The following is a 19,228-nucleotide window of genomic DNA, read 5'->3' as shown; positions in this document are numbered from 1 at the left end:
GCTTCATCGTCACGCCGTCACCGCCACCCGCTCCGCCGCAAACCCCGCCAGCGTCCGCAACGCATCCCGCGCCGACCGCAGGTAAAACGCCTGCAGATGAAACACATGCCAGCGTGCCGCATGAACTTCCAGCCGGCACGACACGCCACAGGCCTGCGCATGACGGGCCAGCCGCTGCGCATCCGACAGCAGCACCTCCTGGTCGCCGGCCTGGACGAGCATCGGCGGCAATCCGCGCAGGTCGGTGTCGAGCGGGCCGCGGGCCGCCACCGAACCGGCGCCGTGATACCAGCGCAGCCCTTGCTCGAGCCAACCGCGGCGGATCATCGGATCGTCGTGGCGGCGCGAAGCCAGCGTCGCGCCGCCGAGCGCGGGATCGGTCACGGGCGAGATCAGCAGCAGCGCGGCGGCGGCCGTCTCGCCGCGCTCGCGCAGCGCGATGGCCAGTGCCAGCGCCAGCGCGCCGCCGGCCGAATCGCCCGCGATCACGATCCGGTGCGGCGCATGGCCCTGCGCGCGCATCGCGTCATAGACGGCCAGCGCATCGTCGAGCGCGGCCGGGCTTGGATGCTCGGGGGCCAGCCGGTAATCGGGCACCCACACCGGCAGGCCGGCCTCGTTCGCGAGCCGCGTCGTCACGCCGCGATGCGTATGCGGCCCGCCGAGACAGAAAGCGCCGCCGTGCAGATAGAGAATCGCACCGCCCGAATCGCCGCGCTTCGGCGCAACGACTTCAACCGGCACGCGGTGCGCGGACGTGCGGTAGCGCAGCGTGCCGCCCGTGCCCGGCATCAGCGGCGACAGCAGCGCGACGACGCGGCGCTGCATGCGCGCGCCGAACGGCGGCCCGATCAGCGGCCGGAACGCGACGCGCAGGAAACCGCGCAGCGATGCGGCAGTGAGGGCCTCCAGCCGTCCGGCGGGCGGCGCGACCACGACGTCGGGCGTCGGTGCGACCGACTCGGGCAACGGATGCGTGAAGCGGTAGGCGGACATCCCGGTGAAGCGGGTGATCCACCGGTAGGTCAGCGTGAAGCCCGGCCAGTTCGTGCTGTTGTGTCCCGACGCATCGACGTACCAGCTCTTGCAGCTGTTCCATACCGATCCTTCGAGCCGCTGCTGCACGTGCACGTTGAAGCGCCGGTAGCGGCGCGCGTCGACGTCGATCGCGCGCGCGCCGTCGCGCCGCATCGCGTGCAGGCAGCGCATCACGTGCGCGATCTGGCTTTCGAGCATGTAGACGATCGAGTTGTGGCCGAGGTTGGTGTTCGGGCCGTACAGCATGAAGAAGTTCGGAAAGCCGGGCACGGTGAGCCCGAGATACGCCTGCGCGCCGCGCCGCCATGCGTCGTTCAGGTCGAGCCCGTCGCGGCCCGTGATGCGCATCGGCGACAGGAATTCGGTCGCCGCGAATCCCGTGCCGTAGACGATCGCATCGACCGGATGGTGCACGCCGTCGACGGTCTCGATGCCGTCCTCCGTGACGCGCCGGATCCGCTGCGTGACGAGCTCGACGTTGTCGCGGCTCATCGCGGCCAGGTAGTCGCTCGACAGCAGGATGCGCTTGCAGCCGATCGGGTAGTCGGGCGTGAGCCGCGCGCGCAGCGCCGGGTCCGGCACGTCGCGTGCGAGCAGCTTGTGGAACGGCCGGCCGACTGCAACCTTCATCACCTTGTGCAGGCGCGTGAACGCGATCGCGCGCGATTCGTAGCGCAGGTAGATCGACGCGCGATGCAGCTTCATCGCCCACGGCAGCCGGCGGAACAGCGCCTTCTCCCACGGGCGGTACGCGCGGTCGGGGCGCGGCATCACATAGGCCGGCGAACGCTGGAATACGACCAGGCGCTGCACGTCGCCGGCGATCGCCGGGACGAACTGGATCGCCGATGCGCCGGTGCCGACCACGGCCACGCGTTTGCCGGCGAGCGAATAGTCGTGATCCCAGTGCGCGGAGTGGAACGCGCGGCCGCGGAACGTGTCGATGCCGGGCAGGTCGGGCATCGCGGGGCGGCTCAACTGCCCGGTGCCGCTGACGAGCACGGCGGCGCTCAGCGTCGTGCCGTCGGCGAGCGTGACGCGCCACAGCGCGGCGGCTTCGTCGTAGCGCGCGTGCGCGACTTCGGCGCCGAAGCGCAAATAGCGCGCGAGGCCGTACTTGCGCGCGCAATGCTGCAGATACGCATGGATTTCGGGTTGCGGCGCGAACACGCGCGACCAGGCCGGATTCGGCTCGAACGAGAACGAGTACAGGTGCGAGGGCACGTCGCAGGCGGCGCCCGGGTAGCTGTTGTCGCGCCACACGCCGCCGACGTCGTGCGAGCGTTCGACGATCGCGAAATCGTGGATGCCGGCACGTTGCAGCGCGATCGCCATGCCGATGCCGGCGAAGCCGGCGCCGATGATGATCGCCGCAAGCGGGGCGGCGGATTCGGTCAGACGGGTTGCGTCACGCGGCGACATGGCGAATTTCCTCAGGCTGGACGGTATCGTGCGCGGCGCGCGATGCAGGAACGGTGTCGGGATCGGTCGTGATGCTGACGGTTTCGCCCTGCCGCCGCGCGGGCGTGCGGCTCACGCCGCGGATCAGGTCGACGGCCTTCTCGGCGATCATGATCGTCGGTGCGTTGGTGTTGCCGCCGATGAGCGTCGGCATGATCGACGCATCGACGATGCGCAGCCCCTGCAGGCCGCGCACGCGCAGCTGCGGATCGACGACGGCGAGCGCGTCGTGCCCCATCCGGCACGTGCCGACCGGGTGATACACGGTGTCGGTGCGCCGCCGCAGCACGTCGCGGATTTCATCGTCGGTGTGGACGTTCGCGGTGAACAGGTCGCGCGTGGTCCAGCCCGCGAGCGCCGGCGCCTCCATCAGCCGGCGCGTGAGGCGGAAGCCCGCGACCATGTCGTCGAGGTCGCGCGGATCGTCGAAGAACGCGGGATCGATGCGCGGCGCCGCGAGCGGATCGGTGCCGTTGAGCGTGACCGAGCCGCGGCTGCGCGGCCGCAGCAGGCACACGTGGCACGACAGCCCGTGGCCGGCGTGCAGCTTGCGCGCGTGATCGTCGACGAGTGCGACGACGAAGTGCAGCTGGATGTCTGGTGCGTCGAGCTCGGCGCGCGTCTTCAGGAAACCGCCGCCTTCCGCGAAATTCGACGTCAGCATCCCGCGCCGTTCGCGGCGGAAGCGCATGAACTCGCGCAGCATGCGCAGGCCGCCGCGCGCGGACACGCCCATCGTGTCGACGCTGCGGGTGCGGTAGCCGAAGATGAAGTCCGGATGATCCTGCAGGTTACGGCCGACGCCGGGCAGGTCGGCATGTACGGCGATGCCTTGTTGCTGGAGTTCGCGGCCCGGGCCGACGCCCGACAGCATCAGCAACTGCGGTGTTTGCAGTGCGCCCGCCGCGAGCACGACTTCCCGCCGAGCGCGCAGCGTGCGCACCTCGCCATGCTGCCGCACTTCGACACCGATCGCGCGCGTGCCGTCGAACAGGATGCGCAGCACCTGCGCATGCGTCTCGACCGTCAGGTTGTCGCGGCGGCCGACGTGCGGCAGCAGGTACGCGCGCGCCGCGCTCCACCGTTCGCCGTGCTTCTGCGTGACCTGGTAGAGGCCGATGCCTTCCTGCTGCGCGCCGTTGAAATCGTCGGTGAGCGGCAGGCCGGCTTGCTGCGCGGCTTCCAGGTAGCGCGCATGGAACGGGTTGCCGGTGCGCAGGTCGCTCACCCACAGCGGGCCGTCGCGGCCGTGCCACGCATCGTCGAAGCGCTCGTTGTGCTCGCTCAGGCGGAAGTACGGCAGCACGTCGTCGTAGGCCCAGCCTTCGTTGCCGAGCGCGGCCCAGCCGTCGTAGTCGACGCGATGGCCGCGGATATACACCATCGCGTTGATGGCCGACGAACCACCGAGCACCTTGCCGCGCGGCTGGTAGCCGATGCGCCCGCCGAGGCCCGGCTGCGGCACCGTGTCGAAGGCCCAGTTGTTGATGCGGGTCGGCATCATCGCGACCGCGCCGGTCGGCACGTTCACCAGCGTGCCGTCGCCGCGGCCGCCGGCCTCGAGCACGCAGACGGTCACGGCCGGGTCCTCGGTCAGCCGCCCGGCGACGACGCTGCCGCCCGAACCGCCGCCGACGACGATGTAGTCGAAAGTCTTGCTCATAGATTCGTTCTCCGAGGGTCGATGGATCAAGCAGGTTGCGGCGGCGCACACCGGCGTGCGGGGCGCGGCAGGTGGATCGCGAGCGGCGGGGCGGGGTCGGGGGCAATCGCGGCGCGCTGGCGTGCCAGGCGGGCTGCGGGATCGGTCGGGCGACGTTGTCGCATGGTGTCTCCTCCGGAGGGCAATGGGGTCGTTCGGATGACGACTGGATGACGCCGATGGTGCTGGCCGCATGGGAAAACACCAATGCTGCTTCGGGACAATTGTTTTAGTATTTGGGCCAAATTGGCGCTTCGAGGGTTTCTCCGCATGAGCTTCTGGGATTTCACCCGGAGTCCGGCCAGCGCCCGGCTGCTGGTCGATTTCGGCGACGAACGCGGCGTGCCGCACACGACGCTGCTGGCCGGCACGGGGCTCGCGGACGCGCAGCTCGACGATCCGAAGGTCGAGGTGACGGCCGCGCAGGAGCTGCGGCTGACCGGCAACCTGCTGCGCGCGCTCGGGCGCGCGCCGGGCCTCGGGTTCGAGGTCGGCCGGCGCTACCATTTCTCCGCCTACGGCGTGTGGGGCTACGGGCTGATCGCCAGCGCGACCGCACGCGACGCGCTCACGCTGGCGATGCGCTTCCTGCCGCTCACCTATGCGTTCACCGTCATCACGTACCGCGAGGAAGACGGGACGTGCGTGCTCAATTTCGGCGCGCCGGAACTCGATGGCACACTGAGCCGGTTCCTCGTCGAGCGCGACATGACGGCCGCGGCCGTGCTGCTGCAGGAAATCGGCGGCGACGCATTCGCGTTGTCGCGCTTCACGGTGCAGGCGACGCGCGCACCGTCCGCGCCGGTGCCGCGCATCGCCGGCGTCGAACCCGCTTTCTCGGCGCGCGCGAACAGCCTCGCCTTCGACCGCGTGTTTCTCGACCGGCTGCTGCCGCATGCGAATCCGCTGACGGTGTCGATGTGCGAACAGATGTGCGGGCAGCTGCTCGACGCGCGGCGCGCGCGCGTGGGCACGTCGGAGATGGTGCGCCAGTACCTGACCGCGACACGCGGCTCCACGCCGTTCTCGCTCGAGGACATGGCACGGCTGATGAACACGAGCCCGCGCACGCTCAAGCGCCGGCTGCAGGAGGAGGGCACGACGTTCCGGACGCTGCTCGCGCAGGCGCGCGGCGCGATGGCCGAGACGCTGCTCGGCGACGCGCGCCTGTCGCTCGCGGAAGTGGCCGAGCGACTCGGTTTCAGCGACCTGTCGAGTTTCTCGCAGGCCTTCAAGCGCTGGTACGGCGTGCCGCCGGGCGCGTACCGCAGCGCCGCGCAACGGGACGGCGGCCGTTCGTGAATCACGGTACGATCGCTGGCTTTCCTGCCGACATTCCAATCACGAGAGGCTCCGCATGATCACGATTCGCCCGATGACCGACGACGATTTCCCGCGCTTCTGGCCGACCTACCGCGCCATCGTCGCTGCTCAGGAAACCTATGCATTCGATCCGGAGTCGACCCCCGACGCGGCGCGCGCGCTGTGGCTCGACGCACCACTCTGCACGTGGATCGTCGAAGAGGACGGTGTGGTCCTGGGCTCGTACTACCTGAAGGCGAACGCGGGCGGCCCCGGCAATCACGTGAGCAACTGCGGGTACATGGTGAGCGAGGCCGCACGCGGTCGCGGCGTCGCACGCCTGATGTGCGAGCACTCGCAGCAGGTTGCGCGCGAGCGCGGCTTCCTCGCGATGCAGTTCAATTCGGTGGTGTCGACGAACGAGGTGGCGGTCGCGCTGTGGCAGAAGCTGGGATTCGACATCGTCGGCCGCCTGCCGCGTGCGTACCGTCACGCGCGGCTCGGCTTCGTCGACTGCCTCGTGATGTACAAGTGGCTCGGCGACACCGGGGCCGCCGACGCCTGAGCACGCGGCTGCGTCGATCAGCCGGCCGTTGCGTGCCGCGATGTCGTCGAGCGATTCGGCGAACGCCTCGTCGAGATGCGGGCCGTAATCCTTGAACAGTACCGACTTGCTCCAGTGCTCGATGATCGCGGGACGGATCGCGGCGAGGAACGGCGGCCCGCTCGGCGACGGCGTCGGCAGGCACGACGAGTCGTCCACCAGCACGAACAAATCGGCACGATCGAGCGCGGCGGCGATGTCGGTGTTCGCGGTGCCCCTGGCTGCGCGCGAACGCGTCGTCGGTCATCGGCGGCGCGTCAGCGCCCCGATGCCCGTGTCAACCGAGCAGCGCCTTGCCGAGCGGTTTGGCCGGCTCGGACCGCAGCACCAGCGACGTCGTGACCGCGCCGAAGCGGGCGATCGCATCGATGATGGTTTCCAGTTGCCCCGGTGTCGGCACCAGGACCTTCAGCAGGAAGCAATCCTCGCCGGTCATCCGGTGGACCTCGATCACGTGCGGCATCTCGGCGAACGCGCGCAGCGCAGGCTTGATGTGTTCGTGCGTCGTCTTCAGCCGGATGATGGCCATCATCCCCAACCCCAGCGCGGCCGGGTCGATCCGTGCGCCGTAGCCCGCGATGATGCCGCGCTCTTCCAGGCGCTTGACGCGCTCCGACGTGGCCGGCTGCGACAGCCCGATGCGCCGGCCCACTTCGGACAGCGGCATGCGCGCATTCTCCTGTAGCGCCTCGAGGATCGAAAGATCCAGGCGATCGAGCTCTCCGTTCGACATGTCCGCTTTCCCGCTCCGTTAATTCATCGGCATATTGTCTCAATATCCGATGATTTGCCATTCCCGGCCGGTGTCCGGCAGGCCAGACTGCGAGCTCGCTTATTCATGGAGACGGAGATGGACCAGACGATCGTGATCGTGCCGGGGATCGGCAACTCGGGACCGGATCATTGGCAGAGCCACTGGGAGGCCGCGCTTCCGGGCGCGATCCGCATCGCGCCTGCATCATGGGATGCGCCCGACCTGCGCGACTGGATGGCGGCGCTCGATGAAGTCGTTGCGCAAGCCGCGACGCCGCCGGTGTTGATCTGTCATTCGCTGGGTTGCCTGCTGTTCGCGCACTGGCGTGCGGTGTCGACGCGCGTGATGCGTGGCGTATGGCTCGTTGCGGTGCCCGATCCGGGCGGCCCGCGTTTTCCGGCCGCGGCCAACGCATTTGCGAATGTGCCGGATGGCGATTTCGGTGACGTGCCGGTGCTGGCGATCGCCAGTTCGGATGACGGGTACGACCCGTTCGGAAGCGGCATTGCGTGGGCGAGCGAGCGTGGCGCGACACCGCTGCTGCTCGGCCCGCGCGGCCATCTGAGCACGGAAGCGGGATTGGCGGAATGGCCCGAGGGACGTGCGTTGTTCACGGCCTTCATGGCGGGATTGCGGGGGTAGCGCGGGCAAGTGGCCGACGTGCTCCCGCGACGGCCTGCAGCGGGCGATGCATGGACGATCCGGCTGCTGCGCCGGGTTCCGGTTGCCAACGCATGCCGGCCTGCGACGGCTCAAGTATGATCGTTCGACAGAATCGGAAGCCTCGACAGTCGCGAATGCCGCGTGCGGAACACCGGTTCCGCCGTCACGACTTGTCGCGGCTTCGAACGACAAAGGAGACACGCGATGCGCGCAGCGCCGCAACCGGAGCATGCCGGCCCGTCGCAGCCGGACACCGGCGCGACCAGCCTCTACCCCGACCGTGACCCGGATCGCATGGCCGCGTGGCGGCTCGCGATCTGCCTGTCGCTCGGCAGCGCGATCGCGCTCGGCCTCGCGCGCTTTTCGTATGCGCTGCTGCTGCCGCCGATGAAGGCCGATCTCGGCTGGACGTTTGCTCAGGCCGGCGCGCTGAACACCGCCAACGCGGCCGGCTACCTGATCGGCGCGCTCGCGTTTCCGTTGCTGTCGCGGCGTTGGCGAGCAGGCGCGCTGCTGGCGGCCGGCTGCGTGCTGACCGCGGTGCTGATGGCCGCGTGCGGGCTCACGTCCGGCATGCACGCGCTGCTCGTGCAGCGGCTCGCGACCGGCGTCGGAAGCGCGCTGATCTTCATCAGCGGCGGCGTGCTGGCCGCGCGGCTCGCATCGGCGTCGCCACGCGATGCGGGCTTGCTGCTCGGGCTCTACTACGGCGGCACGGGATGGGGCATCGTCGCATCGTCACTGCTCGTGCCGGTGACGCTCTCGCACGGTGTCCATGGCTGGCAGCCCGCGTGGTTCGCGCTCGCGTTCGCGTGTGTGCTGTTCTCGTTGGTGGCCGTGTCGGCTGCGCGCCGCATCGAGCGCGTGCATGCGGCGCCGACCACGCCGCGCGACGGCGCGGCACCGGCCGCGACCGCGAGCCCCGTGCGCTTCGCACTCGCGCTGGCCGGCTACGGCCTGTTCGGCGTCGGCTACATCGGCTACATGACGTTCATCGTCGCGCTGCTGCGCGGCGCGGGGATGAGCGGCACGGTGGTCGCCGCGTTCTACGTGATGCTCGGTGTCGCGACCGTCGTGTCGGCGCGGCTGTGGTCGGGGCTGCTCGACCGGATGCGCGGCGGCCAGGCGCTTGCCGTGCTCAACGCGCTGCTCGGCATCGCGACGCTGATGCCGGCGATGTTCGTGCATCCGGTGGCCGCGTTCGCGTCGGGCGTGCTGTTCGGCGCGACGTTCCTGTCGGCCGTCGCATCGACGACGGCCTTCGTGCGTCACAACCTGCCTCCCGACGGCTGGGCGAAAGGGATCAGCGCGTTCACGACGGTCTTCGCGTTCGGGCAGATTGCCGGGCCGGTCGCGATCGGCTGGGTGTCCGACAGCGCAGGGCTCGCGCGCGGGCTCGTGTATTCGGCGCTGACGCTGTTCGCAGGCGCCGCGCTCGCGGCCGGGCAGCGCGCGTTGCGGGCCGCCGCTTAGTCACGCGCGACACGCGCCGTTCACCGCACGCAGGCCGTGCGCGACACGCGATGAAATGCACGGCTGAAGTAGATCAGGCTGTCGCCGTCGTCGCGCACGCGGATCGACGTCGCCTCGATGAACATCACCGAATGCGAGCCGACTTCCTTCATGTCGGCGATCGTGCCCTGCAGGCTCGCGAGCGCGTCGCGCAGCACGGGCACGTCCTGCTCGCCGCGATCCCACACCGGCAGGTCGAAGCGCCGTTCCATCGGCAGGTCGGTGAGCCCCGCGAAATGCCGCGCGAGTTGCTCGTGTTCGGCCGGCAGCACGTTGATGCAGACATGGCGGTTGCGCTCGAACGTCGCACGCATCGCGCTCGACCGGTTGAGGCACACGAGCAGCGTCGGTGGCGTGTCGGTGACGGAGCACACGGCGCTCGCGGTGATGCCGCAGCGGCCGTGCGGCCCGGCGGTGGTGATCACGTTGACGGCCGCGCCGAGGTGGGCCATCGCTTGCCGGAAGGCCTTCTGCGCGTCGGTCGGCTCGACGCGTGCCGGTCGCTGGATATCGGTCGTGGAAGACATGGGCGCTCCTGATTGGACGAAAGCGGCGGTCGTGCGGCGCTGCCGGTGCAGCGCCGGATCGCCGACGATGACCCAAGCGTACGTCGCGAAAATGCCGGCGACCATTCGCACGATTGACGATGGAGATGGCGTTCTCGCCAACGCGTCTAAAGGTTCTACCTAGATGCGCGGCGCACCGCGTGAAAAAAAGCGCGATTGCGCGTCCGAGCGGCCCGCGAAGGGGTTTTCAGCGGGTTTTCGGCTCGTTATGATGTGCCGCACACCCCCAGCGAACGACGCGCGCGACGAGCCGGCCCCCGGCCCCGTATGCCGCGCGTGCGATACCCATACCGATATTCAGTGAGACACCCGCGATGACGTCACCCGCACCGATCGTATACATCGTCGACGACGACAACGGCATGCGGACGTCGCTCGCGTGGCTGCTCGAATCGGTCGGCATCGCGTCCGAAGGGTTCGCCAATGCCACCGATTTTCTCGCGCGCTTCGACGTGAACCTGCCCGCGTGCCTGGTGCTCGACGTGCGCATGCCGGAGAAGAGTGGCTTCGACGTGCAGGCGGAACTGAACGCGCGTGGCGCGACGCTGCCGGTGATCTTCGTCAGCGGGCATGGCGATATCCCGATGTCCGTGCGTGCGCTGCAGAACGGCGCGATCGATTTCGTCGAGAAACCGTACAACTCGCAGCAGATGCTCGAGCGCGTGCAACGCGCGCTGCGGCTCGCGCAGCAGCGGCATGCGGTGAGCCAGCGTCACCGCGAGCTGCGCCAGCGGCTCGATGCGCTGACCGCACGCGAGAAGGAAGTGCTGCGCGGCGTGGTGGACGGCAAGGGCAGCAAGCAGATCGCGTCGGATCTGTCGATCAGCGTGAAGACGGTCGACGTGCATCGCGCGAGCATCAAGGAGAAGCTCGGCGCGACGTCGATCGCCGCGCTCGTGCGCGACGTGATGGTGGTGTGGGGCGACGACGGCGAAGCGCCGCGCTAGGGTACGTTCTGCTGTCCGGAGAAGTTCGTTCGCGGGCCGGCGCATGGGCGGCCGTTGGCGTGAACCGGCCCCGAGCGTCGCAGGAGACGCGACGAGGCCGTCGCGCTCAGCGCATGTACAACCCGCCGTTGATGTCCCAGCACGCGCCGTTCGCGAAATGCGCGTCGCCCGATGCGAGCAGCACCGCGGCATCCGCGACGAAACCGGCCGAGCCGAGCTTGCCGCCCGGCAGGCTCGCGAGCACCTGGCGCAGCTTCTCCGGTGCGACGCTTTCATACACGATCGGCAAATCGAGCGGGCCCGGCGAGATCGCGTTGACGGTCACGCCCTGGGCAGCGAGATCGCGTGCGAACACCTTGGTCAGCGTCAGCGTGCCGCCTTTCGCGGCCGCGTAGTGTGCGCCCGTCGCCGAGCCGCCGTTCTGCCCGGCGAGCGACGCGATGTTGACGATACGGCCCGCGCCGCGCGTCGCGAAGAACTGGCCGAACACCTGGCAGCCGAACAGCACGCTGCGCAGGTTCACGTCGATCACCTGGTCGAACTGCTCGGCCGTGATCTCCATCGCGGGCACGACCTTCGAAGCGCCCGCGTTGTTCACCAGCGCGTCGATCGTGCCCCAGCGCGCGACGAGCGCATCGCGCGCGGCTTCGAAATCGCGTTTCGACGTGACGTCGAGCGGCAGCGCGATCGCGCGTTCGCCGCTCGGGTCGAGTTCGCGCGCATGCGCCTGAATGGCGTCGGCGGCGATATCGGCCAGCGCGACGCGGTAGCCGGCCGCATGAAAGCGTTCGGCGATGACGGCGCCGAGCCCGCGCGCGGCGCCGGTGACGAGGACGACTCGGTCTGACATGGTGTGTGATTCCGTGGTTCGCGAGCGCGTGCGGCGTGCCGCCGCGCCCGCATCGTGATTCATGCGGCGAGTGCCGCTTCGAAGTGTGCCGCGATCGCGCAGACCTGCTCGTCCGCGCCCTTGCGCCCGACGATCTGCAGGCCGGCCTTCAGCGGCGAACCGGCCAGCGGCAGCGGCAGGCTCAGCGCCGGATGGCCGCTCAGGTTGAACGGCCGGATCAGCGACGACATCGCGATCACCGATACGCCGTCGCGCGCCTGCTGCAGCGTGATCGGCTGCGCGGGCAGTGTCGGCAGCACGAGCACGTCCGCGTGTTCGAGCGCGGCGTCGACCTGCGCGGTGAAGCGTGCGCGCACGGCCTCGGCATCTTTCAATGCCGCAGGCGTGGTCGTTGCGGCCGCACGCAATCGCGCATCGAGGTCGGCGCCGAGCTGGCCGGTCGCGACCAGATGACCGAACGCGCGCGACGTTTCCGCGTTGATCACGGTGAGCCCTGCGGCGAACGACGCGGGCATTTCGTCGAGTACGACCGCGTGCGAGCGCAGGCCCGACGCGCGTATGGCGGCGTCGAGTGCCGCAGCGATTGCCGGATCGGCGTCGACCGTGACGTTCGCGACCGTGCAGCCTGCCACGGAGGCCGCCGCTTGCGCACGATCGAAGCCCGGCGCGATCGCGGCCATCACCGCGACCAGCGTGCGGATATCGCGTGCGAATGGCCCGACGCAATCGAGCGTCGTTTCGACGGGCGCGACGCCGCGCCGCGACACGCGGCCGAACGTCGGCTTCAGCCCGGCCACGCCGCAGCAGGCGGCCGGCCCGCGGATCGAGCCGCCGGTGTCGGTGCCGAGCGCCGCATCGACCGTGCCGAGCCCGACGAGCGATGCGGAACCGCTCGACGAGCCGCCCGGAATGCGCGTCGCATCCTGCGGATTGACGGGCGTGCCCGTGTAGTCGTTGATGCCGGTCATGCCGAACGCGAGCTCGTGCATGTTCGCCTTGCCGGCGATCTGCCAGCCCGCGTCGAGCAGCAGGCGGACCACGTCCGCGTGTTGCGCCGCAGGCGGGGCATCGGCGAACGCACGGCTCGCCGCGCGGGTCGGATGGCCCGCGATGTCGATCGTGTCCTTGATCGCGATCGTGGGGCCGGGGCCGCCGAGCGTGAAGGTGTCGATGAAGCCTGTCATGGTCGTTATCGTGAGCGAGCGTTGGGAAGCATCGGGAATCAGGACCGTGGCGCGGCGGCGAGCGGCCACGGGCCGTCGAGCACGCGTTCGGTGCGGAAATGGCGGATCAGCCACGCAGCGCCGTTGGCGGCCGGCGCGAAATCGACGGTCAGCCGCGCGGCGATCAGCTCGGCCGTGCCGTCCGCGTAGCGCGACGCCTGCAGCATGATCCAGCGGCCGCGCGCGTTCGCGTTGCCGGCGCCGATCTCGATCGACTCCGACGTCAGGAAGTGCAGGTTCGCCGAGAAATGCGGATCGGGCGGCAGGTAGCGGCCCAGCATCGCGACGATCGCGGCGGTGCCTTCGAGGCGGCCGAACTTGCGCGCGTATTGCGGGCCGACGCCCTCCCACACGGCGTCGGCGGTGAACAGCTCGGCGAGCGACGGGCCGTCGCCGGCATCCTCGGGCACGTCGCACAGCGCCATGTAGCGCGTGATCGTCGCGCGCACCGCGCGCTCGGCGTCGAGCGCCGCCAGGCGCTGCGCGAGCGCGTCGATCAGGCCGGGAGACAGGTCGGTCATCGCGCGCCTCACGCCGCGGGCTTCGCGGCCGGCGGCACGGTCAGCGCGCGGCCAACGCGTGCTTCGATCTTGCCGTAGCGCCACAGGTTGTATTCGCCGACCGGCGTCGTGCGATACAGGTTGCACACGGCGACCGTCGTGTCGAAGTCGGCGACGTCGGCCATGATGTAGAACGTCCAAGGCGCGCCGTCGGCCTGGCCGACTACGAGGCGGTCGTCGTCCATCACGCCGAGTACGCGCACGCCGGGCATCGCTTCGACTGCGGCGAGCATCGCGCCGTACGCCTGCCACACTTCACCGATCTTCTCGCGCGGCAGGTCGAAGAAGTTTTGCGACACGCCGCAGCAGAACAGGACGCGCAGCGGCAGCGAATTCGAATCGGACATATCAGGTTCTCCAGAGGAATCGGTGGGGCGCATGAACCGGCCGGCGACGGCATTTCGGCTTCATGCGCGTTCAAAAACAGTTCGGTCAGACGCAGGTTACAGATAGCCGGGAAACGGCGTGACGCCGGTGAACACCGCGCCGGCGCCGTCGAAGTTGCCTTCGCCGAGAAACGCGTGTTGCGTGACGACCATTGCATCGCGCAGCAGCCGCTGCAGCGGGTGCGTGCGATAGATCGCCGCCGTGCCGCCGAGCCGATATGCGCGTTCGACGACGCTCGCGCCTTCGCGAGCGATCTGCGTGGCCGCGAGCCGCAACAGGCTGACTTGGTCGGGTGTCACCGGGTTGCCGGCGAGGATCGATTGCCACACGCCGTCGGTCGCGTCATAGAAGAATGCGCGCGCCGAGCGCAGCTGCGCCTCGGCCTTCGCGAGTTCGATGCGGTAGTACGCGCGATCGGCGAGACGCGGTGCGCCCGTCGTCGTCTGCCGGCCGCCCGACATCCGGTTCACGACGTCGAGCGCCGCGCGCGCGAGGCCGAGGTTCACGACGGCGAGCACCTGCGCCGCATACGCGACGGTCGGATAGCGGTACAGCGGCTCGTCGACGGTCGGCTCGCCGCCGCGCACGAAGGTCCATGCTTCGGGCACGAAGCGGTCGTCGACGCGCAGGTCGTGGCTGCCGGTGCCCTGCATGCCGACCACGTTCCAGTTCTCGACGATCTCGACCTGGTCGGCGCGGAACACGGCCGTGCGCGGCTTGTTCGGCGCGGCGTCCTGCGCGCCCGGTACGGCGATGCCGACGCCGAGCCAGTCGGCGCCCTTGCAGCCGCTCGCGAATTTCCACGTGCCGTTCACGCGCCAGCCGCCGGGTGCGGGCTGAGCCGGCTGCACCGGAAACAGGCCGCCCGCGAACACCTGGTCGGGGCCGCTTGCATACAGCTCGGCCTGGGTCTCGAGCGGCAGCGCGGCGAGATACACGTTCGCCGAGCCGAAGCTCGCGACCCACGCGGCCGAGCCGTCGGCGGTCGCGATCCGTTCGATCATGTCGAGGAACGCGGTCGGTGCGAGCGCATCGCCGCCGAAGCGGCGCGGCGTGCCCGCGCGATAGATGCCCGCCTGCTTGAACAGCGCGATCACGTCGCGCGGCACGTGCGACAGGCGGTCGAATTCTTCGCGGCGCGCGGCGACGGTCTCGATCACGGCGTCGAGCGGCGACAGCCGGGCGGCCGGTTCGCTGGCCGCATGGGGGGCGCTCGGTGCGGTGTCGAGGGCGAGGGCGGCGTGGGGCATGGCTGTCTCCTGGGGCGGATTGGGGTTCGAATTCGGGGTGGCATGCATGCCGCGCGGAAAGCGGCACGTCGATGCAACCAGTCTAGAAACGCCGAAAACGCGCAGCAATTGGTGCGTTGGGCCGTGCGACTGGTGACGTTCCGTGCCGCACTAAAGAAATCTTCAGATGCGGGCGGCGCGCGCCGGTGCTATGTTGGGTTTCCGGTCGCGCGATGCCGCGCGACCCCATCCGAAGCCGATCATGAGTTTCCCCGACGAAGACGATTTCCACCGGCTGCTCGACGCGTTGACGACCTGCGTGCTGCTGCATGACGCGCACACCAAGGCGATCGTGTGGGCGAACCGCGCCGCGTGCATCGCGCTCGGTTTTTCCGTCGAGGAACTGCTGCCGCTGAAGGCGCCGGACATGACGCGCCCCGAGCCGAAATACCAGCGCGAGATCGCGGTGAGTGCGTGGGATCGCGCGCTCGTCGACGGGCCGCAGGTGTACGAGTGGTGCTACCGGTCGCGCACGGGTGTCGACATGCTGTCCGAGGCGACCGCCACCTACGTGCCGCTGCGCGGGCGCGACGTCGTGATGGTGCAGTTCCGCGACATCAGTGCGGAAGAGGCGGTGCGCCAGCAGTTGCGCCGCTACGAGGCGCGGCTGCGCGAATTCATGCAGGACCTCGACGAAGGCATCGCGGTCGTCACGCCGCACGGCGGCGTGCAGTTCATCAGCGAGTCGGGCCGCCGCGTGCTCGGGCTCGCCCCCGACGAAGCGCTCGGCGAGGTGCTCGACTATTGCTCCGAGGCCGATCGCGACCGGCTCGTCGCGCAGCTGCGCGATGCGCCGTCCGCGTACCCGTCCGCGCCGCAACGCTACCGGATCGTGCGGCGCGACGGCTCGACGTGCTGGCTGCGCATCCTGTGCCGGCAGGTCGAGATCGAGGACGATCTCGACGGGCTGCTCGTGCAGTTCCGCGACGTGAGCGACGAAGTCGCGATCGAGGACGCCCGCCGCGCGGAAGCGCGCATGCTCGAACATGCGGGCCGTTACAACGCGATGGGCGAGATGGCGAGCGTGATCGCGCACGAGCTGAGCCAGCCGCTCGCGGCCGTGCGCAATTTCATCGAAGGCGCGGTGCAGCGGCTGAACGGGCGCGGCGCCATCGACGACGCGATCTGGGGGCTGCGCAGCGCGGACCGGCAGGCCGAGCATGCGGCGCTGATCATCAAGAGCGTGCGCGAGTTCATCGTGAAGCGCGAACCGGTCGTCGCGCTCGCCGACCTGCGCGACATCCTCGCGGACGTCGCGTATTTCATCGAGCTGCGCGCGAAGGAGGCCGGCGTGACGGTCGCGATCGTGCAGGCCGATGCACCGCTGCCGATCCGCTGCGAGCGCGTGCTGATCGGGCAGGTGATCCTGAATCTCGCGTTCAATGCGATCGAGGCGTTTGCCGGTTGCGAACGTGTGCCGCGCATGCTTACGCTCGGTACTGCGAACGTGGGCGGGCATGCGGAGCTGCGCGCGATCGACAACGGCCCGGGCATCGCGGCCGGCGCGCACGACCGGCTGTTTGACGGCTTCTCGTCGTCGAAGGCCGGCGGGAATGGAATCGGGCTGTCGCTGTGCAAGAGCATCGTGACGCGCCACGGCGGCCGGATCGGCGCGAGCCCGGCCGAGGGCGGCGGGCTCGACTGCCGCGTGACGCTGCCGCTCGCCGGGACGAAGGCGAACGCAAGCGCATAGCCGCGGGGGAGCATGCGATATCGCTGCCGCCTGGCGGTCGTCGCGCATGAGCGGGCAGGCTCGCACGCAGCGCATGGTCAGCGTCCGAGCGCCCGTGCGGTTTGTCCGCCGATGCCGAAGTCGGTGTTCGGGATGTCCTTGATCATCACGCGGGTGGCTTGCAGGGGCGCGTCGAGCACGCTGGCGCTCGTCTCCGACAGCGCGGCGATCAGCGCGCGCTTTTGTTCATCGGTGCGGCCGGCGATCAGGATCGCGACGATCACGGGCAGCGACGGTGTCGCGCCGTCCGCGGCGCTGCGGCCGCCGAGGCCGATGTGCGTCGCGGGCAATTCGGTGAGCAGCACGCGCACCGATTCGATCGGTGCGCCGATCGCGTCGACGGTCGCGTTGCTGAGCCGTGCGATCAGTTCGGCCTTGCGGGCGTCGTCGTGGCCGGCCGGCAGGAAAACTTCGAGTGTGGGCATGGTCGTCGGGAAAGGTGAAGGTGGCCGGCTCACCGTTGCGTTGGCGACGGCGAACCGGTGGCCGCTTACAGGTGAAGGTGTCCGGTTCGCCGTTGCGCTGGCGATGGCGAACCGGTGGCCGCTTACAGGTGAAGGTGGCCGACTCACCGTTGCGTTGGCGACGGCGAACCGGTGGCCCCTTACAGGTGAAGGTGGCCGGCTCACCGTTGCGCTGGCGACGGCGAACCGGTGGCCGCTTACAGGTGAAGGTGGCCGGCTCACCGTTGCGTTGGCGATGGGCGAACCGGCGGCCGCTTACAGGTGCAGGCGACCGGTTCACCGTTGCGATGGCGAACCGGCGACCGCTTACAGCAGGAAGCCGATTGCGCTGAGTGCTTCGGTCGAATCGATCAGGCGCACGACCTTCTCTGCGATCCGCATCTCGCCTTCCGCATCGACGTGCAGCTTGTGCGTGACATCGGCCGCGAACAGCGTCGCGACGCCGCGCTTGTACGCGACGACGACCTGCGCCGACTTCAGCTCGACGGTGTCGGCGCTGCCGCTTTCCAGCGTGAAGCGCGACACGGTGCGCACCGTGCGCGCCGCGTCGGTCGCCGACGCCGAATAGCCGGACACCATCCGCTGCACGCGCTTCTCGCGCATGTCCTGGTCGTCGAACACGTAGTTCAGCGTCGCCGCGAAATCGGTCGTATCGGGATCGATCGGCACCACGTAGTGGCCGGCCGGATCCCACAGGTCGAGCCACGCGCGATAGTCGCGGCGGTCGAGCATCTCGGCTTCGCGCCACACGAATTCGACCGCGCGGGCGAAGGTCTGCTCGGAAAAGAGGGCGTTGCGGTCGTCCATTATTGTTGCTCCATCATCGTGCGCCATTGCTGGTAGGCCTCGCGCATGCCGGTCTCGTCGGTCGCATGCGCGGTCTTTTCGCCGTTCGCGGCAGTCGTCTCGCGGTTCAGCCCGCGATTCACGAGGATCGGCACGTCGGGGCCCGCGTGCGCGCCGCGCTGTACGCGTTCCCACGCTTCCGCGTCGTCGGGGCTGCCGAAACCGAACGGGCCCTGGAAGTGCTCGTGGATGCGCAGTCGCTCGCGGTTCGCCTCATCGGGGCCGCCGTCCATCGCGAGCGCGACGTGGCGGATCTCGGTTTCGTTTGCGGAGATCGGCCGCAGCACGCGGAAGAACGCCATCGACAGCGCGAGGTTCGGGAACAGGTTCAGGTTGAAGCCGACGCCCATCAGCGAGCGCACGATGCGGCGCACTTCTTCCGGCGTATGGCGCTCGGCGAGCTTCGCCGCGAGCGGCGCGAAGCGCTCGGCCAGCGGCGCGCCGTCGTCTTCGTCGAGGTCGATCAGCTCGGGCATCAGCACCGCGAGGCTGTGACCGTTGCCGAGCCCGCGGCAGAACGCGTCCTCGCTCGTCATGAAGCTCGTGATCGCGGCGGCCGTTTCGTCGTCGATCGACTTCATCCACGACTTGTGCACGACCGGGAAGTGATAGAGGTCGGTCGTGTTCTCGAGCTGGATCTTCCAGTTGCCCTTGAACTTGAACTTGTGCTCGCCGTTCGCCTTGATCGGGTAGCCGGCGCCCTGCTTCATGAACAGGTCGATCCACGGCTTCGCGCCGCCGAGGAAATCCTCGAGCGGTTCGATGTCGTCGTTGAAGCTCGCGAAGATCAGCCCCTGGTACACGCCGACGCGCAGCTTCACGAGCGGCAGGTCGCCTTTCTCGCACACGCCTTCGTAGCCGTCGCCGTACGGCAGCGCGCGCAGCGTGCCGTCGAGTGCGTACGACCAGCTGTGATACGGGCACGTGAAGCCCTTCGCGTTGCCCTTGTGCGATTCGCACACGGTCGCGCCGCGATGGCGGCAGCGGTTCTGCAGCACGTTGATCTCGCCGGTCTTGTCGCGCACGACGATCACCGGCTGGCGGCCGATGGTCGTTGTGATGAAGTCGCCCGGGTTCGGCAGCTCGCTCTCGTGTGCGACCCAGATCCAGGTGCGGTAGAAGATGCGGTCGAGCTCGGCTTCGAACAGCGCGGGATCGTGATACATCGCGGGCGCGATGCGGTCGGGTTGCGCGAGACCGTGCAGCGCGCTGGTGTCGATCGTCTGGTAGGAAATGTCGCTCATCGTTGTCGTGGGGAAAGAGTCGCGAAATCGGGCCGCGCAGCGCGCGGTTTCGAGTACCCAGTCTCGTCTTCCACTACATATCCG

Annotated in this window: 18 protein-coding genes and 1 pseudogene; 6 read left to right on the top strand and 13 right to left on the bottom strand. The window is 69.3% G+C overall.

Features of this window, described 5'->3' with window-relative positions:
- Nucleotides 1–9: 9 nt before the first annotated feature.
- On the bottom strand, nt 10–2,460 hold the full coding sequence (locus LGN19_RS10395) for a flavin-containing monooxygenase (protein WP_226214447.1): 2,451 nt from the start codon (nt 2,458–2,460) through the stop codon (nt 10–12).
- On the bottom strand, nt 2,447–4,162 hold the full coding sequence (locus tag LGN19_RS10390) for a GMC family oxidoreductase (protein ID WP_226214446.1): 1,716 nt from the start codon (nt 4,160–4,162) through the stop codon (nt 2,447–2,449). Before LGN19_RS10390 ends, LGN19_RS10395 begins: the two co-directional genes overlap by 14 nt.
- 309 nt (nt 4,163–4,471) lie before the next feature.
- Here LGN19_RS10390 and LGN19_RS10385 point away from each other — a divergent pair, with 309 nt between their 5' ends.
- Together LGN19_RS10385 and LGN19_RS10380 are read left to right on the top strand one after the other, a co-directional pair.
- Nucleotides 4,472–5,503, top strand: coding sequence for an AraC family transcriptional regulator (locus LGN19_RS10385; RefSeq protein WP_226214444.1), 1,032 nt, complete (start codon nt 4,472–4,474; stop codon nt 5,501–5,503).
- Between the two features lie 55 nt (nt 5,504–5,558).
- Complete coding sequence (locus tag LGN19_RS10380; protein ID WP_226214442.1) at nt 5,559–6,068, top strand: GNAT family N-acetyltransferase; 510 nt, start codon at nt 5,559–5,561, stop codon at nt 6,066–6,068.
- A 3-nt stretch (nt 6,069–6,071) separates the two neighbouring features.
- Here the strand turns inward: LGN19_RS10380 and LGN19_RS10375 are convergent.
- Both LGN19_RS10375 and LGN19_RS10370 read right to left on the bottom strand, forming a co-directional pair.
- Nucleotides 6,072–6,320 (bottom strand): annotated as a pseudogene (locus LGN19_RS10375) (leucyl aminopeptidase); the annotation flags it as partial.
- A gap of 64 nt (nt 6,321–6,384) precedes the next feature.
- Nucleotides 6,385–6,840 carry an Lrp/AsnC family transcriptional regulator gene (locus LGN19_RS10370; protein WP_011356102.1) on the bottom strand — a complete coding sequence of 152 codons (456 nt, stop codon included), beginning with the start codon at nt 6,838–6,840 and terminating at the stop codon, nt 6,385–6,387.
- A 117-nt stretch (nt 6,841–6,957) separates the two neighbouring features.
- Here LGN19_RS10370 and LGN19_RS10365 point away from each other — a divergent pair, with 117 nt between their 5' ends.
- Both LGN19_RS10365 and LGN19_RS10360 read left to right on the top strand, forming a co-directional pair.
- The gene (locus LGN19_RS10365; RefSeq protein WP_226214440.1) at nt 6,958–7,503 is read left to right on the top strand and encodes an RBBP9/YdeN family alpha/beta hydrolase; all 546 of its coding nucleotides are present in this window, start codon (nt 6,958–6,960) and stop codon (nt 7,501–7,503) included.
- 225 nt (nt 7,504–7,728) lie between these two features.
- Nucleotides 7,729–8,997: a YbfB/YjiJ family MFS transporter gene (locus LGN19_RS10360; RefSeq protein ID WP_226214439.1), complete on the top strand. Its 1,269-nt coding sequence runs from the start codon at nt 7,729–7,731 to the stop codon at nt 8,995–8,997.
- A gap of 20 nt (nt 8,998–9,017) precedes the next feature.
- Here LGN19_RS10360 and hpaC read toward each other — a convergent pair whose 3' ends face one another.
- Nucleotides 9,018–9,563 (bottom strand): 4-hydroxyphenylacetate 3-monooxygenase, reductase component, encoded by a 546-nt coding sequence (gene hpaC / locus LGN19_RS10355; RefSeq protein WP_039354714.1) that lies wholly within the window; start codon nt 9,561–9,563, stop codon nt 9,018–9,020.
- Between the two features lie 353 nt (nt 9,564–9,916).
- Between hpaC and LGN19_RS10350 the strand changes: the two genes are divergently transcribed.
- Nucleotides 9,917–10,549 (top strand): response regulator transcription factor, encoded by a 633-nt coding sequence (locus LGN19_RS10350; protein ID WP_122948954.1) that lies wholly within the window; start codon nt 9,917–9,919, stop codon nt 10,547–10,549.
- Nucleotides 10,550–10,655: 106 nt separating this feature from the next.
- Here LGN19_RS10350 and LGN19_RS10345 read toward each other — a convergent pair whose 3' ends face one another.
- From LGN19_RS10345 to LGN19_RS10325, 5 genes are all read right to left on the bottom strand, one after another.
- Nucleotides 10,656–11,399, bottom strand: coding sequence for an SDR family NAD(P)-dependent oxidoreductase (locus LGN19_RS10345; RefSeq protein WP_226214438.1), 744 nt, complete (start codon nt 11,397–11,399; stop codon nt 10,656–10,658).
- A 59-nt stretch (nt 11,400–11,458) separates the two neighbouring features.
- Entirely contained in the window at nt 11,459–12,583 is a 1,125-nt protein-coding gene (locus tag LGN19_RS10340) for an amidase (protein ID WP_226214437.1), read from the bottom strand.
- 38 nt (nt 12,584–12,621) lie between these two features.
- Complete coding sequence (locus LGN19_RS10335) at nt 12,622–13,143, bottom strand: nuclear transport factor 2 family protein (RefSeq protein WP_226214436.1); 522 nt, start codon at nt 13,141–13,143, stop codon at nt 12,622–12,624.
- A gap of 8 nt (nt 13,144–13,151) precedes the next feature.
- Entirely contained in the window at nt 13,152–13,529 is a 378-nt protein-coding gene (locus tag LGN19_RS10330; protein ID WP_226214435.1) for a hypothetical protein, read from the bottom strand.
- Between the two features lie 96 nt (nt 13,530–13,625).
- A complete protein-coding gene (locus tag LGN19_RS10325; RefSeq protein ID WP_011356093.1) occupies nt 13,626–14,819 on the bottom strand; it encodes an acyl-CoA dehydrogenase family protein in 1,194 nt (397 codons plus the stop codon).
- A gap of 166 nt (nt 14,820–14,985) precedes the next feature.
- Here LGN19_RS10325 and LGN19_RS10320 point away from each other — a divergent pair, with 166 nt between their 5' ends.
- A complete protein-coding gene (locus LGN19_RS10320) occupies nt 14,986–16,551 on the top strand; it encodes a sensor histidine kinase (RefSeq protein ID WP_226214434.1) in 1,566 nt (521 codons plus the stop codon).
- A gap of 77 nt (nt 16,552–16,628) precedes the next feature.
- On the opposite strand, the gene LGN19_RS10315 is transcribed toward LGN19_RS10320, so the two are convergent.
- The 3 genes from LGN19_RS10315 to LGN19_RS10305 form a co-directional block, all read right to left on the bottom strand.
- Nucleotides 16,629–17,015, bottom strand: a complete 387-nt coding sequence (locus LGN19_RS10315; protein WP_226214433.1) for a tautomerase family protein — start codon at nt 17,013–17,015, stop codon at nt 16,629–16,631.
- 345 nt (nt 17,016–17,360) lie between these two features.
- Nucleotides 17,361–17,864, bottom strand: coding sequence for an aromatic-ring-hydroxylating dioxygenase subunit beta (locus tag LGN19_RS10310; protein WP_041493642.1), 504 nt, complete (start codon nt 17,862–17,864; stop codon nt 17,361–17,363).
- Nucleotides 17,861–19,144 carry an aromatic ring-hydroxylating oxygenase subunit alpha gene (locus tag LGN19_RS10305; RefSeq protein WP_226214431.1) on the bottom strand — a complete coding sequence of 428 codons (1,284 nt, stop codon included), beginning with the start codon at nt 19,142–19,144 and terminating at the stop codon, nt 17,861–17,863. Before LGN19_RS10305 ends, LGN19_RS10310 begins: the two co-directional genes overlap by 4 nt.
- Nucleotides 19,145–19,228 lie beyond the last annotated feature (84 nt).

Source organism: Burkholderia sp. AU30198, from assembly GCF_020419825.1.
GTDB lineage: Bacteria > Pseudomonadota > Gammaproteobacteria > Burkholderiales > Burkholderiaceae > Burkholderia.
This window is presented reverse-complemented; position numbering and strand designations above follow the sequence as displayed.

Excerpts from the sequence above, each read along its gene's own strand:
- hpaC (WP_039354714.1), bottom strand. The coding sequence starts at position 9,563 with ATGTCTTCCACGACCGATATCCAGCGACCGGCACGCGTCGAGCCGACC.
- LGN19_RS10360 (WP_226214439.1), top strand. The coding sequence starts at position 7,729 with ATGCGCGCAGCGCCGCAACCGGAGCATGCCGGCCCGTCGCAGCCGGAC.
- LGN19_RS10335 (WP_226214436.1), bottom strand. The coding sequence starts at position 13,143 with ATGACCGACCTGTCTCCCGGCCTGATCGACGCGCTCGCGCAGCGCCTG.
- LGN19_RS10305 (WP_226214431.1), bottom strand. The coding sequence starts at position 19,144 with ATGAGCGACATTTCCTACCAGACGATCGACACCAGCGCGCTGCACGGT.
- LGN19_RS10385 (WP_226214444.1), top strand. The coding sequence starts at position 4,472 with ATGAGCTTCTGGGATTTCACCCGGAGTCCGGCCAGCGCCCGGCTGCTG.
- LGN19_RS10370 (WP_011356102.1), bottom strand. The coding sequence starts at position 6,840 with ATGTCGAACGGAGAGCTCGATCGCCTGGATCTTTCGATCCTCGAGGCG.
- LGN19_RS10315 (WP_226214433.1), bottom strand. The coding sequence starts at position 17,015 with ATGCCCACACTCGAAGTTTTCCTGCCGGCCGGCCACGACGACGCCCGC.
- LGN19_RS10325 (WP_011356093.1), bottom strand. The coding sequence starts at position 14,819 with ATGCCCCACGCCGCCCTCGCCCTCGACACCGCACCGAGCGCCCCCCAT.
- LGN19_RS10330 (WP_226214435.1), bottom strand. The coding sequence starts at position 13,529 with ATGTCCGATTCGAATTCGCTGCCGCTGCGCGTCCTGTTCTGCTGCGGC.
- LGN19_RS10380 (WP_226214442.1), top strand. The coding sequence starts at position 5,559 with ATGATCACGATTCGCCCGATGACCGACGACGATTTCCCGCGCTTCTGG.
- LGN19_RS10320 (WP_226214434.1), top strand. The coding sequence starts at position 14,986 with ATGCGGGCGGCGCGCGCCGGTGCTATGTTGGGTTTCCGGTCGCGCGAT.
- LGN19_RS10395 (WP_226214447.1), bottom strand. The coding sequence starts at position 2,460 with ATGTCGCCGCGTGACGCAACCCGTCTGACCGAATCCGCCGCCCCGCTT.
- LGN19_RS10350 (WP_122948954.1), top strand. The coding sequence starts at position 9,917 with ATGACGTCACCCGCACCGATCGTATACATCGTCGACGACGACAACGGC.
- LGN19_RS10340 (WP_226214437.1), bottom strand. The coding sequence starts at position 12,583 with ATGACAGGCTTCATCGACACCTTCACGCTCGGCGGCCCCGGCCCCACG.
- LGN19_RS10345 (WP_226214438.1), bottom strand. The coding sequence starts at position 11,399 with ATGTCAGACCGAGTCGTCCTCGTCACCGGCGCCGCGCGCGGGCTCGGC.
- LGN19_RS10365 (WP_226214440.1), top strand. The coding sequence starts at position 6,958 with ATGGACCAGACGATCGTGATCGTGCCGGGGATCGGCAACTCGGGACCG.
- LGN19_RS10390 (WP_226214446.1), bottom strand. The coding sequence starts at position 4,162 with ATGAGCAAGACTTTCGACTACATCGTCGTCGGCGGCGGTTCGGGCGGC.